Source organism: Burkholderia seminalis DSM 23518, from assembly GCF_902832885.1.
Taxonomy (GTDB): domain Bacteria; phylum Pseudomonadota; class Gammaproteobacteria; order Burkholderiales; family Burkholderiaceae; genus Burkholderia; species Burkholderia seminalis.
Genome location: NZ_CADFDK010000008.1, coordinates 176,315 through 197,750, shown reverse-complemented (window position 1 = coordinate 197,750; position 21,436 = coordinate 176,315). Strand labels below are relative to the sequence as shown.

Annotated in this window: 13 protein-coding genes; 6 read left to right on the top strand and 7 right to left on the bottom strand. The window is 70.0% G+C overall.

Annotated elements, in window-relative coordinates; translation table 11 throughout:
- Positions 1 to 40: 40 nt before the first annotated feature.
- The 6 genes from HWX00_RS24160 to HWX00_RS24135 are packed head-to-tail and all read right to left on the bottom strand — an operon-like array spanning position 41 to position 11,253.
- Entirely contained in the window at positions 41 to 2,317 is a 2,277-nt protein-coding gene (locus HWX00_RS24160) for an O-linked N-acetylglucosamine transferase family protein (protein ID WP_175028450.1), read from the bottom strand.
- Positions 2,314 to 4,800 carry a tetratricopeptide repeat protein gene (locus tag HWX00_RS24155; RefSeq protein WP_175028449.1) on the bottom strand — a complete coding sequence of 829 codons (2,487 nt, stop codon included), beginning with the start codon at positions 4,798 to 4,800 and terminating at the stop codon, positions 2,314 to 2,316. The genes HWX00_RS24160 and HWX00_RS24155 overlap by 4 nt, the downstream gene beginning before the upstream one ends.
- Positions 4,797 to 7,301, bottom strand: coding sequence for a tetratricopeptide repeat protein (locus HWX00_RS24150; protein ID WP_175868149.1), 2,505 nt, complete (start codon positions 7,299 to 7,301; stop codon positions 4,797 to 4,799). The genes HWX00_RS24155 and HWX00_RS24150 overlap by 4 nt, the downstream gene beginning before the upstream one ends.
- A gap of 12 nt (positions 7,302 to 7,313) precedes the next feature.
- Positions 7,314 to 8,519 (bottom strand): class I SAM-dependent methyltransferase, encoded by a 1,206-nt coding sequence (locus HWX00_RS24145; RefSeq protein ID WP_175028447.1) that lies wholly within the window; start codon positions 8,517 to 8,519, stop codon positions 7,314 to 7,316.
- Complete coding sequence (locus HWX00_RS24140) at positions 8,516 to 9,457, bottom strand: UDP-glucuronic acid decarboxylase family protein (protein ID WP_175028446.1); 942 nt, start codon at positions 9,455 to 9,457, stop codon at positions 8,516 to 8,518. Before HWX00_RS24140 ends, HWX00_RS24145 begins: the two co-directional genes overlap by 4 nt.
- Complete coding sequence (locus HWX00_RS24135) at positions 9,454 to 11,253, bottom strand: O-linked N-acetylglucosamine transferase, SPINDLY family protein (protein ID WP_069705882.1); 1,800 nt, start codon at positions 11,251 to 11,253, stop codon at positions 9,454 to 9,456. Before HWX00_RS24135 ends, HWX00_RS24140 begins: the two co-directional genes overlap by 4 nt.
- 558 nt (positions 11,254 to 11,811) lie before the next feature.
- Here HWX00_RS24135 and HWX00_RS24130 point away from each other — a divergent pair.
- The 6 genes from HWX00_RS24130 to HWX00_RS24105 are packed head-to-tail and all read left to right on the top strand — an operon-like array spanning position 11,812 to position 19,412.
- Positions 11,812 to 12,597 carry a class I SAM-dependent methyltransferase gene (locus HWX00_RS24130; RefSeq protein WP_175028445.1) on the top strand — a complete coding sequence of 262 codons (786 nt, stop codon included), beginning with the start codon at positions 11,812 to 11,814 and terminating at the stop codon, positions 12,595 to 12,597.
- The gene (locus HWX00_RS24125) at positions 12,594 to 13,979 is read left to right on the top strand and encodes an NAD(P)/FAD-dependent oxidoreductase (RefSeq protein WP_175028444.1); all 1,386 of its coding nucleotides are present in this window, start codon (positions 12,594 to 12,596) and stop codon (positions 13,977 to 13,979) included. The genes HWX00_RS24130 and HWX00_RS24125 overlap by 4 nt, the downstream gene beginning before the upstream one ends.
- A 5-nt stretch (positions 13,980 to 13,984) precedes the next feature.
- Positions 13,985 to 14,692, top strand: coding sequence for a WbqC family protein (locus tag HWX00_RS24120; protein ID WP_049032510.1), 708 nt, complete (start codon positions 13,985 to 13,987; stop codon positions 14,690 to 14,692).
- 10 nt (positions 14,693 to 14,702) lie between these two features.
- Positions 14,703 to 15,353, top strand: a complete 651-nt coding sequence (locus HWX00_RS24115; RefSeq protein ID WP_049032513.1) for a class I SAM-dependent methyltransferase — start codon at positions 14,703 to 14,705, stop codon at positions 15,351 to 15,353.
- A gap of 58 nt (positions 15,354 to 15,411) precedes the next feature.
- On the top strand, positions 15,412 to 16,572 hold the full coding sequence (gene rffA, locus HWX00_RS24110; RefSeq protein ID WP_034188106.1) for a dTDP-4-amino-4,6-dideoxygalactose transaminase: 1,161 nt from the start codon (positions 15,412 to 15,414) through the stop codon (positions 16,570 to 16,572).
- Positions 16,573 to 16,616: 44 nt separating this feature from the next.
- The gene (locus HWX00_RS24105) at positions 16,617 to 19,412 is read left to right on the top strand and encodes a glycosyltransferase family protein (RefSeq protein ID WP_175028443.1); all 2,796 of its coding nucleotides are present in this window, start codon (positions 16,617 to 16,619) and stop codon (positions 19,410 to 19,412) included.
- A gap of 43 nt (positions 19,413 to 19,455) precedes the next feature.
- On the opposite strand, the gene HWX00_RS24100 is transcribed toward HWX00_RS24105, so the two are convergent.
- The gene (locus HWX00_RS24100; RefSeq protein ID WP_175028442.1) at positions 19,456 to 20,985 is read right to left on the bottom strand and encodes a TIGR04222 domain-containing membrane protein; all 1,530 of its coding nucleotides are present in this window, start codon (positions 20,983 to 20,985) and stop codon (positions 19,456 to 19,458) included.
- Positions 20,986 to 21,436: the final 451 nt, after the last annotated feature.

The following is a 21,436-nucleotide window of genomic DNA, read 5'->3' as shown; positions in this document are numbered from 1 at the left end:
AAAGGAGGCGCCTTGCGCGCCCCCGGGCGCCGCGCCTACGCTAGTGCGCGCCGCGCGCCGCCTGTTCGACCGCCGCCGCATGCATCTGCGCGAACGCCGCTTCGAGGTGCCGGGCAAAGCGCGGCGCATCGCACAACGGCGAGCGCAGGAGCCGCTCGCGCAGCCCGGCCCGCACGGCGGCCAGGCGCGGCAGGTCGTTCGCGAACGCGGCCGCCTTCGCGACGTAAGCGTCGTCGCCGTCCGCGATCCATTCCGGCATGCCGAGCGTGTGCAGGATGCTTTCACCGATATGCGACAGGAAACGGTCGCCGCGCCGCGTGACGAACGGCGCGCCCATCCACAGCCCCTCCATGCTCGTCGTGCCGCCCGGATACGGGAACGGATCGAGCACGATGTCGATGTCGTTGAACGTACCGATATGCGCGAGCCGCTTCGAGCCGCCGCGCAGCAGCAGCCGTTCGGCGGGAATGCCGTGCGCGGCGAAGCGCGCGGCGAGACTCGTGCGCAGCGCCGCCTCGTCGAGCTGCGCCGACTTCAGCAGCAGGCGCGAGCCCGGCACCGCATGCAGCACGCGCGACCACAGCGCGACGACCGGCTCGCCGATCTTGTTCGCGTTGTTCAGGCAACCGAACGTCACGCACCCGTTTCCCTCGGCCGGCAGCGGCCCGACGTCGAGCGGCAGCGCGGGCGGCGTGAAGCACAGATAGCTGTCCGGCAGCCGCCACGGCCGTTCGACGAAATGCGCCGCCTCGTCGGGTGGAAGCACGTGGCGATCGCCGATCACGTAGTCGATCGCGGCGACGCCCGTCGTCGCGAAATAGCCGAGCCAGGTCGCCTGAACCGGCGCCGGCTTCCACGCGAACAGCGGCAGCCGGTTCGACGCCGTGTGACCGCTCAGGTCGACCAGCACGTCGATGCGGTCGGCCGCGATCAGGTCGGCGGCCGCACGGTCGTCGAGCGGCGTGAGGTCGCGCCACAGCGCGAAGTGGCGCTTGAGCGCCGCGGTCGTGTCGTCCTCGACCGGTTGCGTCGCGTAGGCCACCAGTTCGACGCGCGACCGATCGAGCGCCGCGACGACGCTCAGCAGGAACACCGCGACCGGATGCGATTTCAGGTCGCCGGATACGAAGCCGACCCGCAACGCGCGCCCGTTCGCCGGCCGCGGCGCGTGGCGATGCGGCGATGCCAGCGCCGCCATCTGCGCGCCGAACGCGCAGGCGCGTTCGCGCAGTTGCGCCGCCGACAGCCGGTCGGTGCCGGCGCCGTGGAACATGCGGCCCGAGTGCGCGTTGCGAAACGCCGGATCGAGCTCGAGCGCGCGGTCGTAGCTCGCGAGCCCGGCATCGATATGCCACAGCGCACAGAGGATGTCGCCCATCACCGCGTGCATCTGCGCGGTCGGGTTCGGCAACGACAGCGCGACGCGGCAACTGTCGAGCGCCTCGCGCCGCTTGCCCTGCCGCACAAGCGTCTGTGCCAGATGGTGATGCAGTTCGGCGCGATCGGGCGCGACAGCCAGCGCGCGCCGCAGGCTCGCCACCGCACCGTCGAGATCTCCCGCGTGATCGAGCGCGGCCGCGAGGCCGAACAACCAGTCGACGTCGCCCGACTCCGCCGCGCACGCGAGGCTCGCGATCGCGGCGTCGAGTTCGCCGCGCTCCAGCAGCAGCATGCCCAGCGCGTGATGCGCGGCGTGCAGGCCCGGCTGCAGCGCAATCGCACGGCGGTAGTGCGCGATCGCGTCGTCGTGCCGATGCTGCGCGCCGCACACGTTGCCCAGGTTGAAACACGCTTCCGCATAGGCGGGATCGAGCGCGAGCGCCTTCTCGTACGCGCGCGCCGCGGCATCCGCTTCGCCCTTGTCCCGCAGCGCGTTGCCGAGGTTGTTGTAGGCCGGCGCATAGTCGGGCCGCAGCGCGAGCGCCTGCGCGCAGCTCAGCATCGCGGCGTCGGCGTCGCCCGCCTCGTGCAGCGCGTTGCCGAGGTTGCTGTGCGCTTCCGCATAACCGGGCGCGAGCGCGATCGCGCGGCGATAGGCGCCGATCGCGTCGTCGAGCCGGCCGTGCGCGCGCAGCATGTTGCCGAGGTTGTTCAGGTAGACGGGATCGGCACGCAGCGCGATCGCGCGCTCCATCAGCGCGAGGCCGGCCGGAAACTGGCCGAGCTTGCATGCGAGGAGCCCGAGGAAATGCGTCGCGTCCGGCTGGTCGGGCGCGTCGCGGCGAATCGCCTCGTACAACACGCGCGCATCGTCGAGACGCCCGGCCTGATGGTGCGCGAGCGCCGCGTTCAACCGTTCCGCGACGAGGCCCGTCATGCGCGCGGCTCCGTCGTCTCGCCGGCCGCGTAGCGATCCCACATCCCGTGGAACGCGTCCTCGAGATTGCGTGCGAACCGCGCGGCATCGCACAGCGGCGACGCGAGCGTGCGTTCGCGCAACGTCGCGCGCAACGCAGCCAGCCCGTCGCGATCTTGTGCGAACGCGACGGCCTTGGCGAGATACGACGCTTCGCCGTCGGCGATCCAGTCGCCCATCCCGGCCGCATGCAGCAGACTCTCGCAGATGTGCGTGACGAAGCGCCCGCCCTTCATGCCGATCACCGGCACGCCCATCCACAGCGCTTCGGCCGTCGTCGTGCCGCCCGGGTACGGGAACGGGCTCAGCGCGATGTCGATCCGGTTGTACGCGGCGAAGTATTCCGCGCGCGGCGACCCGCCTTCGAGGATCAGCCGGCCCGCGTCGATGCCGTGCCGCGCGAAGCGCGCGCGCGTCGCCGCATTCAGGTCGCCCGCGCCGAGTTCGTGCGCCTTCAGCAGCAGGCGTGCATCGGGCAGTGCCTGCAGCAGCCGCGACCACAGCGCGACGACGTCGTCGCTGATCTTGGTGAGCTTGCCGAAGCAGCCGAACGTCACGCCGCCGTTCGCGGCCATCGGCAACGGGCCGACCGGCACGTCGTAGGCCGGTGGCGTGAAGCACAGGTAGCTGTCCGGCAGCCGCCACGGCGCCTCGACGAAGTGCTCGGCCTCGTCGGCCGGCAGCGTGTACGCATCGCCGACGAAATAGTCGATCGCGCGCACCCCCGTCGTCGCGAAGAAGCCGAGCCAGCTCGCCTGCACCGGCGCGGGCCGGTGCGCGAAGATCGGCAGCCCGCTCCAGTTCGTGTGCCCGGCGAGGTCGACGAGCACGTCGATGCCGTCGTCGCGAATCATCCGCGCCGCCTGGTCGCGGTTCATGCAGGTCAGTTTCTTCCAGCTCGCGAAGCCCGACTTCAGCCGCGCCGTCACGTCGTCCTCGACCACGAAGGTCACGTACGCATGCGGCTCGATGCGCGTGCGATCGAGATGCGCGAGCACGCTTTCGAGGAAGATGCCGACCGGATGCTGGCGCAGGTCGCCCGACACGAAGCCGACGCGCAGCGGGCGGCCGCGCGCGTCTCGCACGCGCCGGGCGCGATCGTGCTCGAACGGCTGCACGTCGCGCGCCAGGCGTTCGCCGTAGCGGTGCGCCTCGACCACCCAGTCCCGCGGCTCGAACGCCGCCGAGCTCGACATGTTGAACAGCAGGCGCGCATACGCGCGATGCGGGTCGTGCTCGATCGCCTCGCGAAAGGCCGCGACGGCGCCCGCGAAGTCGCGCTTCGCCCAGCGGATGTCGCCGAGCGTCAGCTGGATCTTCACCGGATCGATGCCGAGCGCCTGTGCGATCCGGTATTCGTCCATCGCCTCGTCGAGCTTGTCGAGGCGGAACAGCGCGGCGGCGAGGTTGTGGTGCGCATCGGCGTCGTCCGGGTTCAGGTCGATCGCGTGGCGATGGCTCAGCTCCGCGGCCGCCATCCGGTCGAGGTTGTGATACGCGAGGCCGAGAAAGTTGTACGCGTCCGCCAGCTCGGGATCGAGCTCGATCGCGCGCCGGCACAGGTGCACGGACGCCTCGTATTCGCCCTGCTGGCAACGCAGCTCGCCGAGCCGCGCCCAGGCCGGCGCGTAGCGCGGATCGATCTCGCGCGCGCGTTCGAACAACTGGGCGGCGCCGTCGAAATCGTTGATGCTGCGCAACGAGATGCCGAGCGCGCAATGGGCTTCGGCATCGTCCGGCTCGAGTCCCGCGCGTGCATGCGCGAGCGCGCCGTCGAAATCGCCGGTCGCCCGCAGCGCGGCGCCCAACCCGCGTTGCGCGACGCGCAGCGCGGGATTCAGTTCGAGCGCGCGGCGGTAGTGCGCGATCGCTTCCGTGTGTTTTTCCTGCGCACGCAGCACGTGGCCGAGGTTGCTGTGCGCTTCCGCATACGCGGTGTGGAACGCGATCGCCTTGCCGTAACTGGCCGCCGCCGCGTCGAGTTCACCGAGATCCTGCAACACGTTGCCGAGGTTGTTGTACGCCTCCGCGTAACCGGGCCGCAGCTCGATCGCGCGCGTACAGCTCGCCATCGCCTCGGCCGGCACCCGCGCGTCGCGCAGCGCGTTGCCGAGGTTGTTGTGCGCTTCCGGAAACTCGGGGCGCAGCGCCACCGCGCGGCGGTAATGCGCGATCGCGTCGTCGAGCCGGCCGCATTCGCGCAGCATGTTGCCGAGGTTGTTGAAGTACGACGCGTCCGGCCGCGCCGCGAGCGAGCGCTCCATCAGCGCGAGGCCCGCGTCGTACTGCTTCAGCTGGCAGGCGAGCAGGCCGAGGAAATGCATCGCGTCGGGCTGGCCCGGCTGCGCCGTGAGGATCGCGTCGTACAGCGTCTTCGCTTCAGCGAGACGGCCGGCCTGGTGATGCGCCAGCGCGCGTTGCAGGGTGTCGTTGATGTCGTTCATGCTGCGTGTGCCGTTTCCGTATAGCGTGCCCACATGCCGTGGAATGCGTCTTCGAGATGATGTGCGAAACGCGCCGCGTCGCACAGCGGCGACGCGAGCAGCGTGGCGCGCAAATCCGCGCGCAGCGCCGCCAGGCGCGCCCCGTCGGCGGCGGCCGCCACCGCCTTCGCGACATAGTCGTCTTCGTCGCCGGCGATCCAGTCGTTCACGCCGGCCGCGTGCAGCAGGCTCTCGCAGATGTGCGTGACGAAGCGCGTGCCCCGCATGCCGAGGACCGGCACGCCCATCCACAGCGCCTCGGCCGTCGTCGTGCCGCCCGGGTACGGGAACGGGCTCAGCGCGATGTCGATCCGGTTGTACGCGGCGAAATAGTCGGCACGCGGCGATGCGGGTTCGAACGCGAGCCGGCTCGCGTCGATCCCGTGCCGCGCGAACCGCGCGGCGGTCGCGTCGCGCACGGCCGCGTGTTCGAGTTCGCGCGCCTTCAGCAGCAGCCGGGCCGACGGCAGCGCGTGCAGCACGCGCGACCACACGCGCACGACGTCGTCGCCGAGCTTCACCAGCTTGCCGAAACAGCCGAACGTCACGCCGCCGTTCGCGGCCATCGGCAGCGGGCCGACCGGCACGTCGTCGGCCGGCGGCGTGAAGCACAGGTAGCTGTCCGGCAGCCGCCACGGCGCCTCGACGAAATGACGGGCTTCGCTTTCCGGCAACGTGTACGCGTCGCCGATGAAGTAGTCGATCGCATCGCACCCGGTCGACGCGAAGAAGCCGAGCCAGCTCGCTTGCACCGGCGCGGGCTTCCAGCCGAATACGGCCAGGCCGCTCGCCTGCGTGTGGCCCGCGAGGTCGACGAGCACGTCGATGCCGTCGTCGTGAATCGTGCGCGCGGCCGCCTGCGGATCGAGCGCGGCGATCGAGCGCCAGGCGGCCGCATGCGGCTTGAGCCGCGCGGTGACCGCGTCTTCCTCGTCCGACGTCGCATAGACGTGCGGTGCGACGCGCGTGCGATCGAGATGCGCGAACACGCTTTCGAGAAAGATCCCGACCGGATGCAGGCGCAGGTCGCCCGACACGAAACCGACGCGCAGCGGGCGGTGCCGCGCGCGCGCCGCACGTTCGCTTACGTCGTGCGGATAACGCGTCGAACGGGCCGCCAGATGCCGGCCGTAGCGGCGCGCGTCGTTCAGGTAATCGGCGGGCGGCACGCTCGCCGACGCGGCCGACGCGAACAGCAGGCGGCTCAGTACATCGGCCGCGCCGTCGTCCGCGTCGTCGCGCACCAGCGCCAGCGCGTCCCGGTACGCGGGCACGGCGGCGTCGACGTTGCCCTGGCCGCGCAGGATGTCGCCGAGATTCACGTGCATCGCCGCGCTCGGGCGGCCGGCCGACAGCGCCTGCCGGCAATACGCGAGCGCGTCGTCGTGCCGCTCGCGCTTGAGCAGCACGACCGACAGGTTGTGGGCGGCGCCGGCATCGGCCGGGTTCAGCGCGAGCGCGGTGCGGTAGCTCGCGTCCGCCGCGTCGAGATCGTTCAGGCCGTGATACGCATTGCCGGCATGGTTGTGCGCATCGGCGAGACCGGGCGCCAGCCGGATCGCATGCTGCGCATGCCGCAACGCCTCCGCGTAACGCGCCTGGCGGCGCAACACGCCGCTCAGGTTCGCATGCGCGACCGCCATCGACGGATCGTGTTCCAGCGCGCGCCCATAGTGCGACGCGGCGCCGTCGAGGTCGCCCGCATCGCGCAGCACGCCGGCCAGGTTGTTGTGCAGGTCCGCATCGCCAGGTTCGGCCGCGACGGCGGCACGCAGCACCCGCGCGGCTTCGCCGAGTTCGCCGAGCGCCCACAGCGACAGGCCGAGGCCGTGACGCGCGGCCGGCAGCGCAGGGCTCAGTTCGAGTGCGCGGCGGTAGTGCGCGATCGCTTCCGTGTGCTTGTCCTGCGCGCGCAGCACGTGGCCGAGGTTGCTGTGCGCTTCCGCATACGCGGTGTGGAACGCGATCGCCTTGCCGTAACTGGCCGCCGCCGCGTCGAGTTCACCGAGATCCTGCAACACGTTGCCGAGGTTGTTGTACGCCTCCGCGTAACCGGGCCGCAGCTCGATCGCGCGCGTACAGCTCGCCATCGCCTCGGCCGGCACCCGCGCGTCGCGCAGCGCGTTGCCGAGGTTGTTGTGCGCTTCCGGAAACTCGGGGCGCAGCGCCACCGCGCGGCGGTAATGCGCGATCGCGTCGTCGAGCCGGCCGCATTCGCGCAGCATGTTGCCGAGGTTGTTGAAGTACGACGCGTCCGGCCGCGCCGCGAGCGAGCGCTCCATCAGCGCGAGGCCCGCGTCGTACTGCTTCAGCTGGCAGGCGAGCAGGCCGAGGAAATGCATCGCGTCGGGCTGGCCCGGCTGCGCCGTGAGGATCGCGTCGTACAGCGTCTTCGCTTCCACGAGACGGCCGGCCTGGTGATGCGCGAGTGCAGCCTGCAGTTGCGGTCCGATCGACTCCATCGCGTGGGCCGCTCAATACGGATGCGGTTCGCGCCCGAAGTCGATCAGCCGGCCTTCGTGCTCGATCATCACGGCCGCGGCCGCGATCCCCTCGCGCGACATCTCGGCGACGATGTCGCGTGCGCGCCATTGCGTCGGGATGATGATCACGTCGGCCGGCGCCGCTTTCAGCGCGTCGCGGTATTCGATCTTCTGGCCCGTGCCCGGCACGTAGGTGCCGACCTTGTCGGGATCGGAATCGACGACGAGCGGAAAGCGTGCGGCGTCGGCATCGAAGTGATGGATGAACGCGGCGGCCTTGCCGGTACCGCCCCAGATCGCGACACGCCGCCCCGATTCGGCCAGCGCCGCGAGCTGCCCGGCGATCGCCGCGCGGTGCTCGACCGTGCGGGCCGCGAAATGCGTCGACGCATCGGCACGTTTGCGCGCCTGCTCGGGCACGCCGAGCCGCACCAGCGCATAGACGACTTCGCGGTCGTAGCCGTGCGCGAGCGTGACGACCTCGCCCGCGCGCGCCATCAGCGTGCGGAACGATTCCGTCGTGAACTGCGACACGTGCTCATAGAAGAAATCGGCGAGGCGCTCGGTCTCGAACACGCGATCGATGCACGGCACTTCCGCGAACAGCCAGCAGGCGTTCGGCTGGCGCACGGCGCCCCATGCGAGCTGCTCGACGAGCTTCGCGGGTTCGGTCAGGTGTTCGAGCACGTGGCGAATGACGATCGCATCGGGCCGGAAGGCCGGCATGTCGGCGAGCGGCTCGAACAGCCGCGCATGGAACTCGATGCCGTGGCCGGTGCCCGCGCTCGCGTTCGGATCGAAGCCGGCGAAGCGGCCGCCGCGGCTCGCTTCGGCGAGCCCGCGCACGAAATGCCCTTCGCCGCAGCCGATCTCGACGACGGCCGGTTCGGCCGGCAGCGCGCCGAGCAGCAGGTCGCGCGTGGCCGCGAGATGGCCCTTCCAGATCCCGCCGCTGTTGAACATCCGGTTCGGGTTGCTCTGATACGGAATCGCATCGTAGCTGAAGCGGTGGTTCCACACGTGCGAGCACCGCGGGCACTGGACGAAGTCGAGCACATGGCGCGGCAGCCGGCGGGCCGCTTCGGCGGACGCGGGCCAGGCAAGCGTCGCGAGCGTGTGCTCGCCGGCCGGGAAGAACGGCGCGGCAACGGTATGCGCGCAAACGGGGCAGGTGGCGTCGATCAGTTCGGGGGTCATGCATTCACCTGTTTGCGGAAATAGGCGATCGTTTCCTTCAGGCCGTCCTCGAGCGCGACGCCGGGCTGCCAGTCGAGGCGCTGACGCGCACGACCGATGTCGGGGCGGCGCTGCAGCGGATCGTCGGCGGGCAGCGGGCGATATTCGATGCGGCTTTTCGAACCCGTGAGCCGCAGCACGCATTCGGCCAGCTCGCGGATCGTGATCTCGCTCGGATTGCCGAGGTTCATCGGGCCGGTGTCGTCGTTCTGATCCATCATGCGCAGCAGGCCTTCGACGAGATCGTCGACGTAGCAGAACGAGCGCGTCTGGCTACCGTCGCCGTACAGCGTGATCGGTTCGCCGCGCAGCGCCTGCATGATGAAGTTCGACACGACGCGCCCGTCGTCGGCGCGCATGCGCGGGCCGTAGGTGTTGAAGATCCGCACCACGCGGATGTCGACGCCGTGCTGCCGGTGATAGTCGAAGAACAGCGTCTCGGCGCAGCGCTTGCCTTCGTCGTAGCACGCGCGCGGCCCGTTCGGATTGACGTTGCCCCAGTAGCTTTCCTGCTGAGGATGCTGCTGCGCGTCGCCGTACACCTCGCTCGTCGACGCCTGCAGGATGCGTGCGCCGCAGCGCTTCGCGAGGCCGAGCATGTTGATCGCGCCGAGCACGGCCGTCTTCACCGTCGACACGGGATCGCTCTGGTAGTGCACCGGGCTCGCCGGGCACGCCATGTTGAATACGCGGTCGGCTTCGACGTACAGCGGCAGCCACACGTCGTGGCGGATCAGCTCGAAATTGACGTGCCCGATCAGGTGCGCGACATTGTGCTTGCTGCCCGTGTAGAAGTTGTCGACGCACATCACGTCGTAACCGGCGCCGACGAGGCGCTCGCACAGGTGCGAGCCGAGAAAGCCCGCACCGCCGGTGACGAGCACGGACCGGCCGTTCACGACGCGGCTCCCGGCGCGGCCTCGACGTGGCGCGCCCACATCGCGTGCAGCGCGTCCTCGAAATGGCGCGCGAAGCGGGGCGCGTCGCACAGCGGCGCGGCGAGCACCTGCGCGCGCAACGTCGTGCGCAGCACGGCCAGCTCGGCCGGATTGCGCGCGAACGCGACGGCTTTCGCGACGTACGCATCGTCATCGTCGTCGGCGATCCATTCCGGCAGGCGCGCCGCGTGCAGCAGGCTTTCGCAGATGTGCGACAGGAACCGCGCGCCGCGGCGGCCGAGCACCGGCACGCCCATCCACAGCGCTTCGGCCGTCGTCGTGCCGCCCGGGTACGGGAACGGACTCAGCATCAGGTCGACGCGCCGGTACGCGGCGAGGTATTCGTCGCGCGGCGAGCGGCCCTCGAACAGCAGGCGCGCCGCGCCGATGCCGTGCGCCGCGAAGCGGGCCGACAGCGCGTCCTGCTCGCGCGGGTCGTCCAGATGCGGCGCCTTCACGAACAGTTTCGCGTTCGGCACGTCGGCCAGCACGCGCGACCATACCGCGATCACGCGGTCGGTGAGCTTCGCGAGCTTGCCGAAATAGCCGAAGGTCGGATAACCGTTCGCGAGCATCGGCAGCGGGCCGGCGTCGAGCTCGACGGCCGGCGGCGTGAAGCACAGGTAGCTGTCGGGCAAATGCCATGCGCGCTCGACGAAATGCGCGGCCTCGTCGTCCGGCATCACGTGGCGGTCGCCGAGCACGTAGTCGATCGCGCGCATGCCGGTGCTCGCGAAATAGCCGGGCCAGCTCACCTGCAGCGGCGCGGGCTTCCACGCGAACAGCGGCAGGCGGTTGTGGATCGTGTGGCCCGACGCATCGATCAGCACGTCGATGCGGTCGTCGCGGATCCGGGCGGCCGCGGCGGCGTCGCCGAGGCCCGCGAGGCGGGTCCACGACGCGAAGCGCTGCTTGAGGCGCGCGGTGACGTCGTCCTCGACGTCGCGCGTCGGGTACGCATGCAGCTCGACACGCGCGCCGTTCAGGTGCGCGAGCATCCCTTCGATGAAATAGCCGACCGGATGCGACTTCAGGTCGCCCGATACGATGCCGACGCGCAGCGGCCGGCCGATGCGCGCGGTCAGGTCGACGAGCCAGGTCGACCACGGTTGCGCGCGGCCGGTGACGAGCGCGTCGAAGCGGGCCGCTTCGTCGAGATACGCCTGCTGGTCGAACGCATCGCTGTAGTGGTACGCGAACAGCAGGTTGCTGCGCGGCTCGGGCAGCTCGGGGCGCAGCGCGACCGCGTGCTGGTACGCCTCGAGCGCGGCCGGAATCTCGTTCAGGTCGAGCAGCGCATTGCCGAGATTGTTGTACGCCTGCCCGTGGTCGGGCTGCAGCGCGATCGCCTGGCAGAACGCGTCGACGGCCGCGCGCGCGTTGCCCGCCAGCCGCTGCGCGTTGCCGAGGTTGTTGTGCGCGTCGACGTAGTCGGGCCGCAGCTCGATCGCGAGGCGGAAACACTCGGCGGCCGCGGCCGGGCGGTTGTGCGCCTGCATCACGTTGCCGAGGTTGTAGTAGTAGATCGCGTCGGGCTTGATCTCGATCGCCGCCATGATCAGTTCGGACGCCTCCTGATAGCGCCCGTACTGGTGACCGATCAGGCCGAGCAGGTGCAGCGCGTCCGCGTGCCGGGGGTCGGCGTCGAGGAGTTGCCGGTACAGCGTCTCGGCTTCTTCGAGGCGGTCGGCCTGGTGCAGCGCCAGCGCCGCTTCGATCGTGGCGACGGGGGAGTCGGGCAGCGTGAGATCAGTCATCGTGGTAAGCCAGCCTGGGTTCGATAGGGGCGCGCGCACCGGCGCGCGGGCCGGCACGTGATCGCGAAGGCACGCCCGGGCGGATACCGGTCGGCATGCGGGCGGACGGCCTTCGACATGCCAGCATTCTCGGCGCGCGCCTGTCGTTCCAATCGGCGGAGCAGGTGCCGGATTTGGTCGCTTTTCATGTGACCGCGCGGGTGCCGGCATGACGCCGGTCAAGGTTGCGGCTCGAGCGGCGCGGAACGCGGATCGTCGGCCGAGACGGCATGCCGCGCATGGGTGCCGGATCGCGCCGGGCCGCGCCGGATAACGGTTTTCGGCATTGCGGCGGCATGCGGCGGCTGCGCCCGCCCGGCCGCCGGTCGCGGCGGCATCCGTCGAAATGCGGGGTGAAACGGCCCGCTAATCCGCCGTTCGATCCGGGCGCGGATCGATAGACTCGGGCACAGACTTGGAGGCGTCCACCGCGCGGACGATCGCGCCGGGCGCAAGCCGCTTGCCGGCCCGCGGCTGGGGATGCCCTCGAATCCACCCTCAGCGCCTGGAGCCATGTGTATGCACGAGTCCTCAATCATCTCCAACTCGAACGACGATCAGCTCGCCGCGCGGCGCGAACTGTTCGACCTGATGCAGACCTATCCGGCGACGCAGGAGGAACTCGAACGCTCGCTCGGCCTGTTCGTGCGCGGCTCGCTGCTCGCGCGGATTCTCGCGACGTACGAGGTCTATGAGCAGATCGTGCCGTTGCCCGGCTCGATCCTCGATCTGGGCACCTGGCGCGGGCAGACCGCCGTGCTGTGCGAGAACTTCCGCGCGATCCTCGAGCCGCTGAACTTCCAGCGCCGGATTCACGCGTTCGATACGTTCACCGGCTACGCGGGCTTCTCCGACACCGATTCGCGCGATCGCAAGCTGTTCTCCGACGGCACGTACTCGCTCGCCGGCGACTACGCGGACCTGCTGCGCAACCTGCTGTCGCTGCACGAACGCAACAACGCGATGGGCCACGTGAACGGCAAGCACCACGTGTGGGAAGGCGACTGCCGCGAAACGCTCGCCGCCTACGAGGAAGCGCATCCCGGCGAACCGGTCGCGCTCGCGTGGTTCGACCTGAACGTGCCGGGACCGACGCGCCACGCCTTCGAGACCGTGATGAAGCGGCTCGTGCCCGGCGGCGTGGTCGCGTTCTGGCAGCTCACGCGCGGCGGCCAGACGCCGGCCGAAGGGATCCACTACGTGCGCGAGCTGCTCGGCAAGCACCCGCACCGCATCCACAAGGCGAAATCGTATCCGTCGCTGTGCTATCTGACGTTCCCGGAAGGCGGCGGGGTGCGCCCATGAAGATCGCGATCCTCGGCAACGGCATCCTCGGGCTGATGACGGCCCGTGCCTGGCAGCGCGCCGAGCCGGGCATCGAGCTCGTCGTCGTCGGTCCCGCGCAGCGCCCAGGTTCCGCGACGCGCGCGGCCGCCGCGATGCTCAACTCGTTCACCGAACTGGAAGGCGATTCGCTCGGCACGCCGCTCGACCGCTTCAAGTTCGAGCTGAGCCGCGCGGCGACCGCCGCCTGGCCCGGCGTGTTCGCCGAGATCTGCACGCCGGCGCACGCGGTCGCGCACGGCTTCGGCACCTACGTGCTCAACAACGCGGCCACCGACGCGCTCGACGACGAGAACTTCGCGGCGATGCGGCGCTTCTGCCGCGAATTCGAGGAGCCGTGCGAGACCGTCGATCCCGCCGGCATCCCGAACTATCACCCGCATCCGCAGTTCCGCGCGCTGAACGCGGTGTATCTGAAGCGCGAAGGCTGGACGAACCCGAAACAGTTTCTCGATGCGCTCCAGGCCAGCGTGGCCGCGGCAGGCCATGTCACCTTCGTTTCGGCCGAAGTCGAGCGCATCGACGTCGCGAGCGGGCGCGTGACCGGCGCCCGGCTGAGCGACGGCTCGACGGTCGAGGCCGACCGCTTCGTGCTCTGCAACGGCGCGAACCTGACGCGCGTGCTGCAGGCGAGCGTGCCGGAGCTGCCGGTGCAGCGGCTGTTCTACGGCATCGGCATGTCGATCGAACTGCAGAGCAGCGAGAACGTGCATACGCACTGCGTGCGCACGACCAACCGCGGCCTCGCGTGCGGCGTCTATTCGGCGCCGTACGGCCCGGACCGCACGCTCGTCGGCGCCAGCAACTACATCAGCCCGGTGCCGCACGAACACGGGCATGCCGGCAGCGCGTATACGCTGCTCAAATCGGCGATGGACCAGATCAATACGCGTTTCTCGCGCGCGAATCTCGTCAACGTCAACGTCGGCTGGCGCCCGACGACATCCGATCTCTATCCGCTGATCGGCGCGACCAGCGTGCGCGACCTGTGGATCCTCGGCGGCACCAAGCGCGACGGCTTTCATCTGTCGCCGGTGCTGTGCCGCGACCTCGTCGCGGCGATGCGCGGCGAGCCGATCGACCCGCGTTATGCGGACCTCGCGCCGGAGCGGCCGCTGATCCGCAACCTGTCGCGCGAAGCGGCGATCGCCAAGACGGTCCGCCACCAGATCAACGCGGCTTTCCAGCACGACTTCGTCCCGGCGCGCAACCGCATGGTCGAACAGCTCGAACGCGCGAGCCGCGCGGATCTCGAGGCACTGCACGACCGGCTCGGCGCGACGGACTGGGGCATTCCGCCCGAGCTCGTCGACATGTACCGGTACGGTCACATCCCCGCCTGATCGACATGAATCCGCAGCCGAAGCGCATCGCGATCGTCCAGTCGAACTACATCCCGTGGAAGGGGTACTTCGACCTGATCGCCGCGACCGATGAGTTCATCCTGTACGACGACGCGCAGTACACGCGGCGCGACTGGCGCAACCGCAACCAGATCAAGACGCCGCAAGGCGTGCAGTGGCTGACCGTGCCGGTCAAGGTGAAAGGCCGTTATCACCAGAGCATTCGCGAAACCGAGATCGACGGCACGCAATGGGCACAGCAGCACTGGACGCGGCTGCGGCAGAACTACGCGCGTGCGCCGCATTTCGCGCGCTACGCGGAGCAGCTCGAGGCGCTTTACCTGAACGGCCGGCACGACACGCTGAGCGCGCTGAACCTCGCGATGCTGGCCTGGATCAACCGGCAGCTGGGCATCGCCACGCGCATTTCTTCGTCGTCCGACTACACGCTGGAAGGCGACCGCACCGACAAGCTGCTGAACCTGTGCCTCCAGGCCGGTGCGACCGAATACCTGTCGGGCCCCGCCGCACGCGACTACCTCGACGAGAGCCGGTTCGCGGCCGAAGGCATCGCGGTGCGCTGGTTCGACTATCCGGCCTATCCGCCCTATGCGCAGCTGTGGGGCGAGTTCGTGCATGGCGTGACGGTGCTCGACGTGCTGTTTCATTGCGGCCCGGAGGCGCGCCGCCATGTCGTGACCGGCCGAACCTGAGGACCACGCGATGCACGATTCCCGACACTCGAGCCTGCTGGCGGACGTCGCCGCCTATTACGGCGCGCGCCTCGCCGAGCACGGACAGACCGCGCGCGGCGTGGACTGGAACGGCGAGGACGGCCAGCGGCTGCGCTTCGCACAGCTGACGAAAATCGTCGCGCCCGATGCCGACGCCTTTTCGGTCAACGACATCGGCTGCGGTTATGGCGCGCTGGTGGATTTCCTCGACGAGCATGCGGCGGGACGCCGTCATGCCTACGCGGGCAACGACGTGTCGCCCGAGATGGTCGACGCGGCACGGCAGCGTTATCGCGACCGCGCCGACGTGTCGTTTCACGTCGGCGATACGCCGCTGGCGAGCGCCGACTACGGCATCGCGTCGGGGATCTTCAACGTCCATCGCGGCCACGACGACGCGACGTGGCTCGACTACATCCACACGACGCTCGACATGCTGCATGCGACGAGCCGACTCGGCTTCTCGTTCAACTGCCTGACGTCGTATTCCGATCCGCCGTTCATGCGCCCCGAACGGCTCTACTACGCCGATCCGTGCGCGCTGTTCGATCGCTGCAAGCGCCGCTACTCGCGGCACGTCGCGCTGCTGCACGACTACGGGCTGTACGAATTCACGCTGCTCGTCAGGAAGGACGGCTGAACGCGCCCCGCGCAAGCTGCCGCCCGTCGCCCCTCATATGCTCCCGCGGAGTCCCGTCATGTTCGCTCCTCCCAATCTCGACCGCATTCCGTTCGGCCGGCCGTTCATCGTCGGCAAGGAGCTCTACTACATCGCGAAAGCGGTGGAACAGGGCGGGCTCGCCGGCGACCAGGCCTTCACGAAGCTGTGTCACCAGTGGCTCGAAGCGCGCATCGGCTGTCATCGCGCGCTGCTCACGCATTCGTGCACGGCCGCGCTGGAGATGGCTGCGATCCTCACCGACGTCGGCCCGGGCGACGAGGTGATCATGCCGTCCTACACGTTCGTGTCGACCGCCAATGCATTCGCGTTGCGCGGCGCGACGCCCGTCTTCGTCGACATCCGGCCCGACACGCTGAACCTCGACGAGAAGCTCGTCGCGGCCGCAATCACCGAGCGCACGCGCGCGATCGTCCCGGTTCACTACGCGGGCGTGGCGTGCGACATGGACACGATCTCGCACCTCGCGGCCGATTACCGGCTGTGGGTCGTCGAGGACGCCGCGCAGGCGATCCAGTCGACCTGGAAGGGCAGGCCGCTCGGCAGCATCGGCCACCTCGCGTGCCTCAGCTTCCACGAGACCAAGAACGTGATCGCCGGCGAAGGCGGTGCGCTGCTCGTCAACGACGAACGCCTCGTCGAGCGTGCGGAAATCGTCCGCGAGAAGGGCACCAACCGCAGCCAGTTCTTCCGCGGCCACGTGGACAAGTACACGTGGGTCGACGTCGGTTCGTCGTACCTGCCGGGCGAGCTGATCGCCGCGTTCCTGTACGCGCAGTTCGAACACGCGGACGTGATCACCGCGCAGCGGCGCGCGACCGTGAAACGCTACGAAGACGCGCTGCGGCCGCTGCACGAAGCCGGTCACATCACGCTGCCCGCCACGCCGCTGAGCGAGCAGGGCAACGGCCACCTGTTCTATCTCCTCACGCGCAACCTCGCCGAACGCACGGCGCTGCTCGAACGGATCCGCGACGCGGGCGTATTCGCCGTGTTCCATTACGTGCCGCTGCACAGTTCGCCGGCGGGCCTGCGCTACGGCCGGTGCGGCTCCGGCATGCAGGTTACCGACGACGTCGCCGACCGGCTCGTGCGCCTGCCGCTGTACCACGCGATGAGCGAGGCGGAACAGGATCGCGTCATCGACGTGGTATCCGATTTCTACCGGGCCGGCGCGTAACCGGCCGCCCGTCGCCCTTCATCGCGCCTTTCGCCATTCGTCCCATGAACGACTCGCCCCGCATCTTCGCGCCGCTCGACCATCCGTACTACCTCACCGCGCCCGGCTACAAGCAGACGTCGGGCGGCGTGCGCGCGATGCACTACCTGTGCCATGCGCTGAACCTGCTCGGCTGCGAGGCCTACCTCAAGACCACGGAAGTGCATCCCGCGCTGCGCACGCCGTTGCTGACGCAGGAGATCGCGCAGGCCCACTTCGAAGCGGGCCGCAGCCCGGTGGCCGTGTATCCCGAGATCGTCGAGGGCAATCCGTTCGGTTCACGCTGTGTCGCGCGCTATCTGCTCGCGGAACCCGGCCGCATCAACGGCAACCCGCTCGACCTGGCGCCGACCGATCTCGTGTTCGCGTTCGGGCCGACGATCGTGCCCGACGGATGGCAGGCCGACCTGCTGAGAATCCCGCTCGTCGATGCGCGCATCTTCCACTGCGACGGCGTCGACGACGCGACCCGCAGCGGCACGGCCGTCTTCCTGAACCGCCACCTTCGCCGCGGCGGCAGCCTGCATCCGGCGACGGCCGAATCCATCGAGATCTCCGGCCGCGTGCCGGAGCGCTCCGCGCACGAGCTCGCCGAACTGTTGCGCCGGGTCGAATGCGTGTACCTGTACGAGTGGTCCACCATCGCCTTCGAAGCGCTGCTGTGCGGCTGCCCGGTCGTGTGCATCCTCAACGACGCGTCGATGCCGGACGCGGAGCGCTGGGTGATGGGCGGCAAGGGCATCGCATGGGGACTCGATCCGCGCGAAATCGCGCACGCGAAAGCGACCGTGCATGAAGCGCGCGACGTCTACCGGGAAGAAGAGGCAACGTTCTGGCGGCAATTGCGGCACTTCGTCGACAAGACCCAGGCCCATGCCAGCGCGCTCGATGCGCGGCCCGATTCGCGTGGCCCGGCAGGCGCGCGGGCGGCAGCGGCGCGCGCAGTGCGGCGCATGGCCGTCGTCTGCGCCGAACCGGCCACGCACCCGCACATCGCGGCGCGGTTCGGCACCCCGTTCGGCCAGATCGATCGCGAATGGGCGGTGGACTTTCCCGTCGGCAGCAACGGCATCGACCTCGACGCGCTCCAGCGGGCGGACATCGTCGTCCTGCACGGCGCGGTCGCAAGCCTGCTGTCGGGCCCCGCGCTCGAGCAGATGTTCGCGCTCGGCAAGCCGGTCGTCTGCGATCTCGACCGGCCGCTCGACGCGCTCACGCTCGATGGCCCGGAAGTCGCCGGCAGCGCGCGCCGGCTGGCCGCGATGCACGACGCGATCCGGCGTGCCGATGCGCTGGTCGTGCCGTCGGACGCGATCGCGCGCACGTACCGTCACGTCAATGCGGCGGTACACGTGCTCCCCGGCGATGCCGACTGCATCCGCCACGGTACGCTGTACGCGTGGCTCGCCGAACAGGGCCGGCGGCCGGTTCGCGCACCGGCACCCGCGCCCGGCGGCGCGCACGTGCCGCGTGCCTGGCAGAAGAAGCGCCTCGTCGCCTATGCGCTCGATCCGGTCGACGGTGCGTCCGTGCAGCGCCGCGTCGCGCTGCCGTTCGCGCGGCTCGGCAACGATTGGGAATTCGTCTGGGGCATGGCCGACGGCACCGCGATCGCCACGGCGGACGCCGTGCTGCTCGATCGCCACACGCCGGGCCGGCTGTCGCTCGACGGCCTGCGCGCGATCTTCAAATTCGACAAGCCGGTGATTTATGCGACCGACTGCCCGCCGCCCGCGGCGCCGGACGATCCGGCGTGGACGGGCATCGCGTATACGCTCGGCAACGCCTGCGCTGTCGTCGTCCCGACGCCGGATCTCGCGCACCGCTACCGGCCGTGGAACCCACGCGTGTTCGTGCTGCCCGACGGCGTCGATCTCGACCTGTTCCTGCGGCCGGTGCCGGCCCATGCGGCGGATCGCGTGACCATCGGCGTCGCGGGCGACGCGCTGCGGCCGGCCAACTTCGCACGCGTGGACGCCGCGCTGCGCGCGGTCTGCGCGCGCCACGCCGGCCGCGTCGCCGTGCAGTTCTTCGGCACGCACGCGCCCGCCGGCTGGGCGGACCATCCGGCAGCCTCCTTCCTGCCCGCGCCCGATGCGTATCGCGCGTATGCGCAGCAGTTGCGCGTGCTGGACTGGGACATCGCGTTGATGCCGCTCGCCGATGCCGATGACAACGCGGCCAGCGCCATCCGGCGGCAGGAATTCGCGGCCGCCGGCATCGCCGTGGTGGCGAGCGACCTGCCGGCGCTTCGCATCGGCCTGAACGACGGCGACGACGTACTGCTTGCCGGCGACGACCCGCACGCGTGGGACGACGCGATCGACCGCCTGGTCACGCAACCCGCACTGCGCCGGCGGCTGGCCCGCACCGCGCAGGCACGCGTGCGCAAGCGCGACGCGCTGCAGGCGCAACTGCCGCTGCATCGCGAACTTTACCGGTTGTGCGTCGAACGTCAGGGCACGGCCGTGCAGTTGCCGCCGCGCGAAGCGCCGATTCCGGGCGTGCTGATCCTCGACGCCGCCGGCGACGTCGAGCGTGTGCAGGCCGCGCTGCGGATCGTCGCGGCACGCGCCGAACAGGATCTGCTGAGCGTGGTGCTGACGACGTCACCCGACCCGCTGCCCGAGTGGACGGACCGGCTGCGTTACCTGCGGGCCACGCCGCACGAGTATGCGGCCACGGCCGACCAGCTCGCCGCGATGCCGGCGTTCGACTGGTTCACGATCATCGACGCCGCGGACACCGAAGCCGGAGACGATATTCAGGAGACGACCGCCGCGGATGCGGCGATCGATTGACGAAGGCGCCCGGTCCCCATCGTGCCTTCGTGACCGGGCGCGCTCAGTTGCTCGACGAGCATCCGCCGCAACTGCTCGAACTGCAGGAGCTGGAGTTGCACGAACTCGACGAACTGCAGCTCGACGACGAGTCGCTCGAACCGTAGGAGGAACCGGTCGATCCGCCCGCCCGTGCGGCGGCCGGCGCCAACGGCGGCGGCTCCATCAGCACCATCGAATGCGCGGCCCATGCGGTGCCGGCCAGGGCGCCCGCGCCGAACAGCGCGGCGGTCCACAGCAATGCGTCCGGCCCGTCGTGATCGTCGCTGCGCACGGTCCGCCGCGCGGCGAGCGACGCCTGCCCGCCCACCGTCAGGCCAGGCCGCCCGAATCCGGTCAGCCGCCCCACGACGATGCGGTACGCAATCGCGAATGCCGCCATGCCGATGACGAGCAACAGGACCGGCCGCCCCCGGCTCAGCCCGACCGCCAGTTTCGCCGCGCCCGTGCCGAGCACCAGCAGCGCAATCGCGCGTGCGGCCATGCGCGCCGTCCGCAGGTCGCCCGGCGCCCAGAAGCAGCCACGCGCGCGCAACGATTTCGCGTGCTCGGCAGCGTGACGTGCCAGCAGCTGGCGGAATGCGCCGAAGCTGGCCTCCCCGTCAGGCTGCCCGGCCAGCCATTCGCATGCGTCCGCGTACGCACCCGCCCGAGTCGCGTCGATGAGCCGCACGCGCCCACCCAGCCGTCCGGCCATCGTCAGATCGATCGCGCCCGCATGGACGAGCGAAAGCGTCGCGACCTGCACGACCCGCGACGCGTCGCCGGCGAGGTACGCGGCCTCCTCGGCAGTCAGGTCCGATGGGAATGCGCGCCTGCGCCGGCATCGGTATTCGATCTGTTGCAGGAGCCCGATCAGCAGCAGCGCGGCGATGCAGACCGGAATGTAGAACGCGAGAAACCGCGGCCCCGTGTAATCCAGCACGTTGAAGTCCTGCGCCGATGCGCAGGTCGCGGCGACGCTTGCGGCGGCCGCCGGCCACGCGAGTTTCGGCAACCGGATGCCCAACGCGCCGCGCGGCGCAGCGGCGGCCGGCTCGTCTGCCTGCGGCGCCGCCGCTTCGGCCGGCCGATCGACCGGGCGCGGCCAGATCGACTCCGGCGGCTCTTGGCCGAACATCCGGCGATAGCTGTCGAGCGTGTCGCGATAGCGCCGCGCATACACGGCGCCCTCGTCCGGCGCGCCCGTACCGGGCATGTGATGCAGCCGCGCGCGCAGCACGCCGGCGCAGAAGACGTCCCAGTATTCGAGCGTGTACTGCAGGTGGAAATGCCATGCGGCATCGACCGCGACCGACGGTGTGACCGGATGCCCGGCCGCCTGCGCGAGAAACGCGAAGCGCTTGTATTCGTCGATCACGGCCAGCGCGTGGGCATGCGACCAGCCTTCGGCTTCGGCGAGGCGCCGGCTGTACGGCAGCGGCGCGCGTGGATCGTCGGGGGAATAGGCGTGCAGACGCGCGAGCAGCGCCTGTTGCGCATCGGTCAGCGCACGGGCATCGACCGCGGTCGGGGTAGACGGAAGGGCTGCCATCGGGAGTCGGCGTGATGCGCGGACGGCCGCCGCGATCGACGCTTGAGTTGTCGTTGCGGGAGATTCTCGCACGGCGGTGAGGCGGCGCGGCACAGCCGCCCGGAGCCGTCAGGTAGCGACAGCGGCGGCGGCTGGGATCGAACCAGCAACCCCTGCCTTCGGAGTTTTACCTACGCCTGCCCGCCCCTTGCCCGGCAAGGCTCCGCGCGCCTCCCTCCAGGCAAAACCAAGGCTGCACAAGATCACTCAAGGCCAGCCCGGTTCACCCAGGCTGCAATTCCGCTGCAAGGCGCGCACGGCACCCGCCCGCGAACATCCCGCGCCAGTCCGTGAAGCGTAAAGCGCGATGCGCGCCGCGACACGCGCCGCGCTGCGTGTCCGGACGGATCACGCACGCATCTCGTTGAACCCCGCCCCGCGAAGCTCGACCATGACAACCATCTTCACTGCC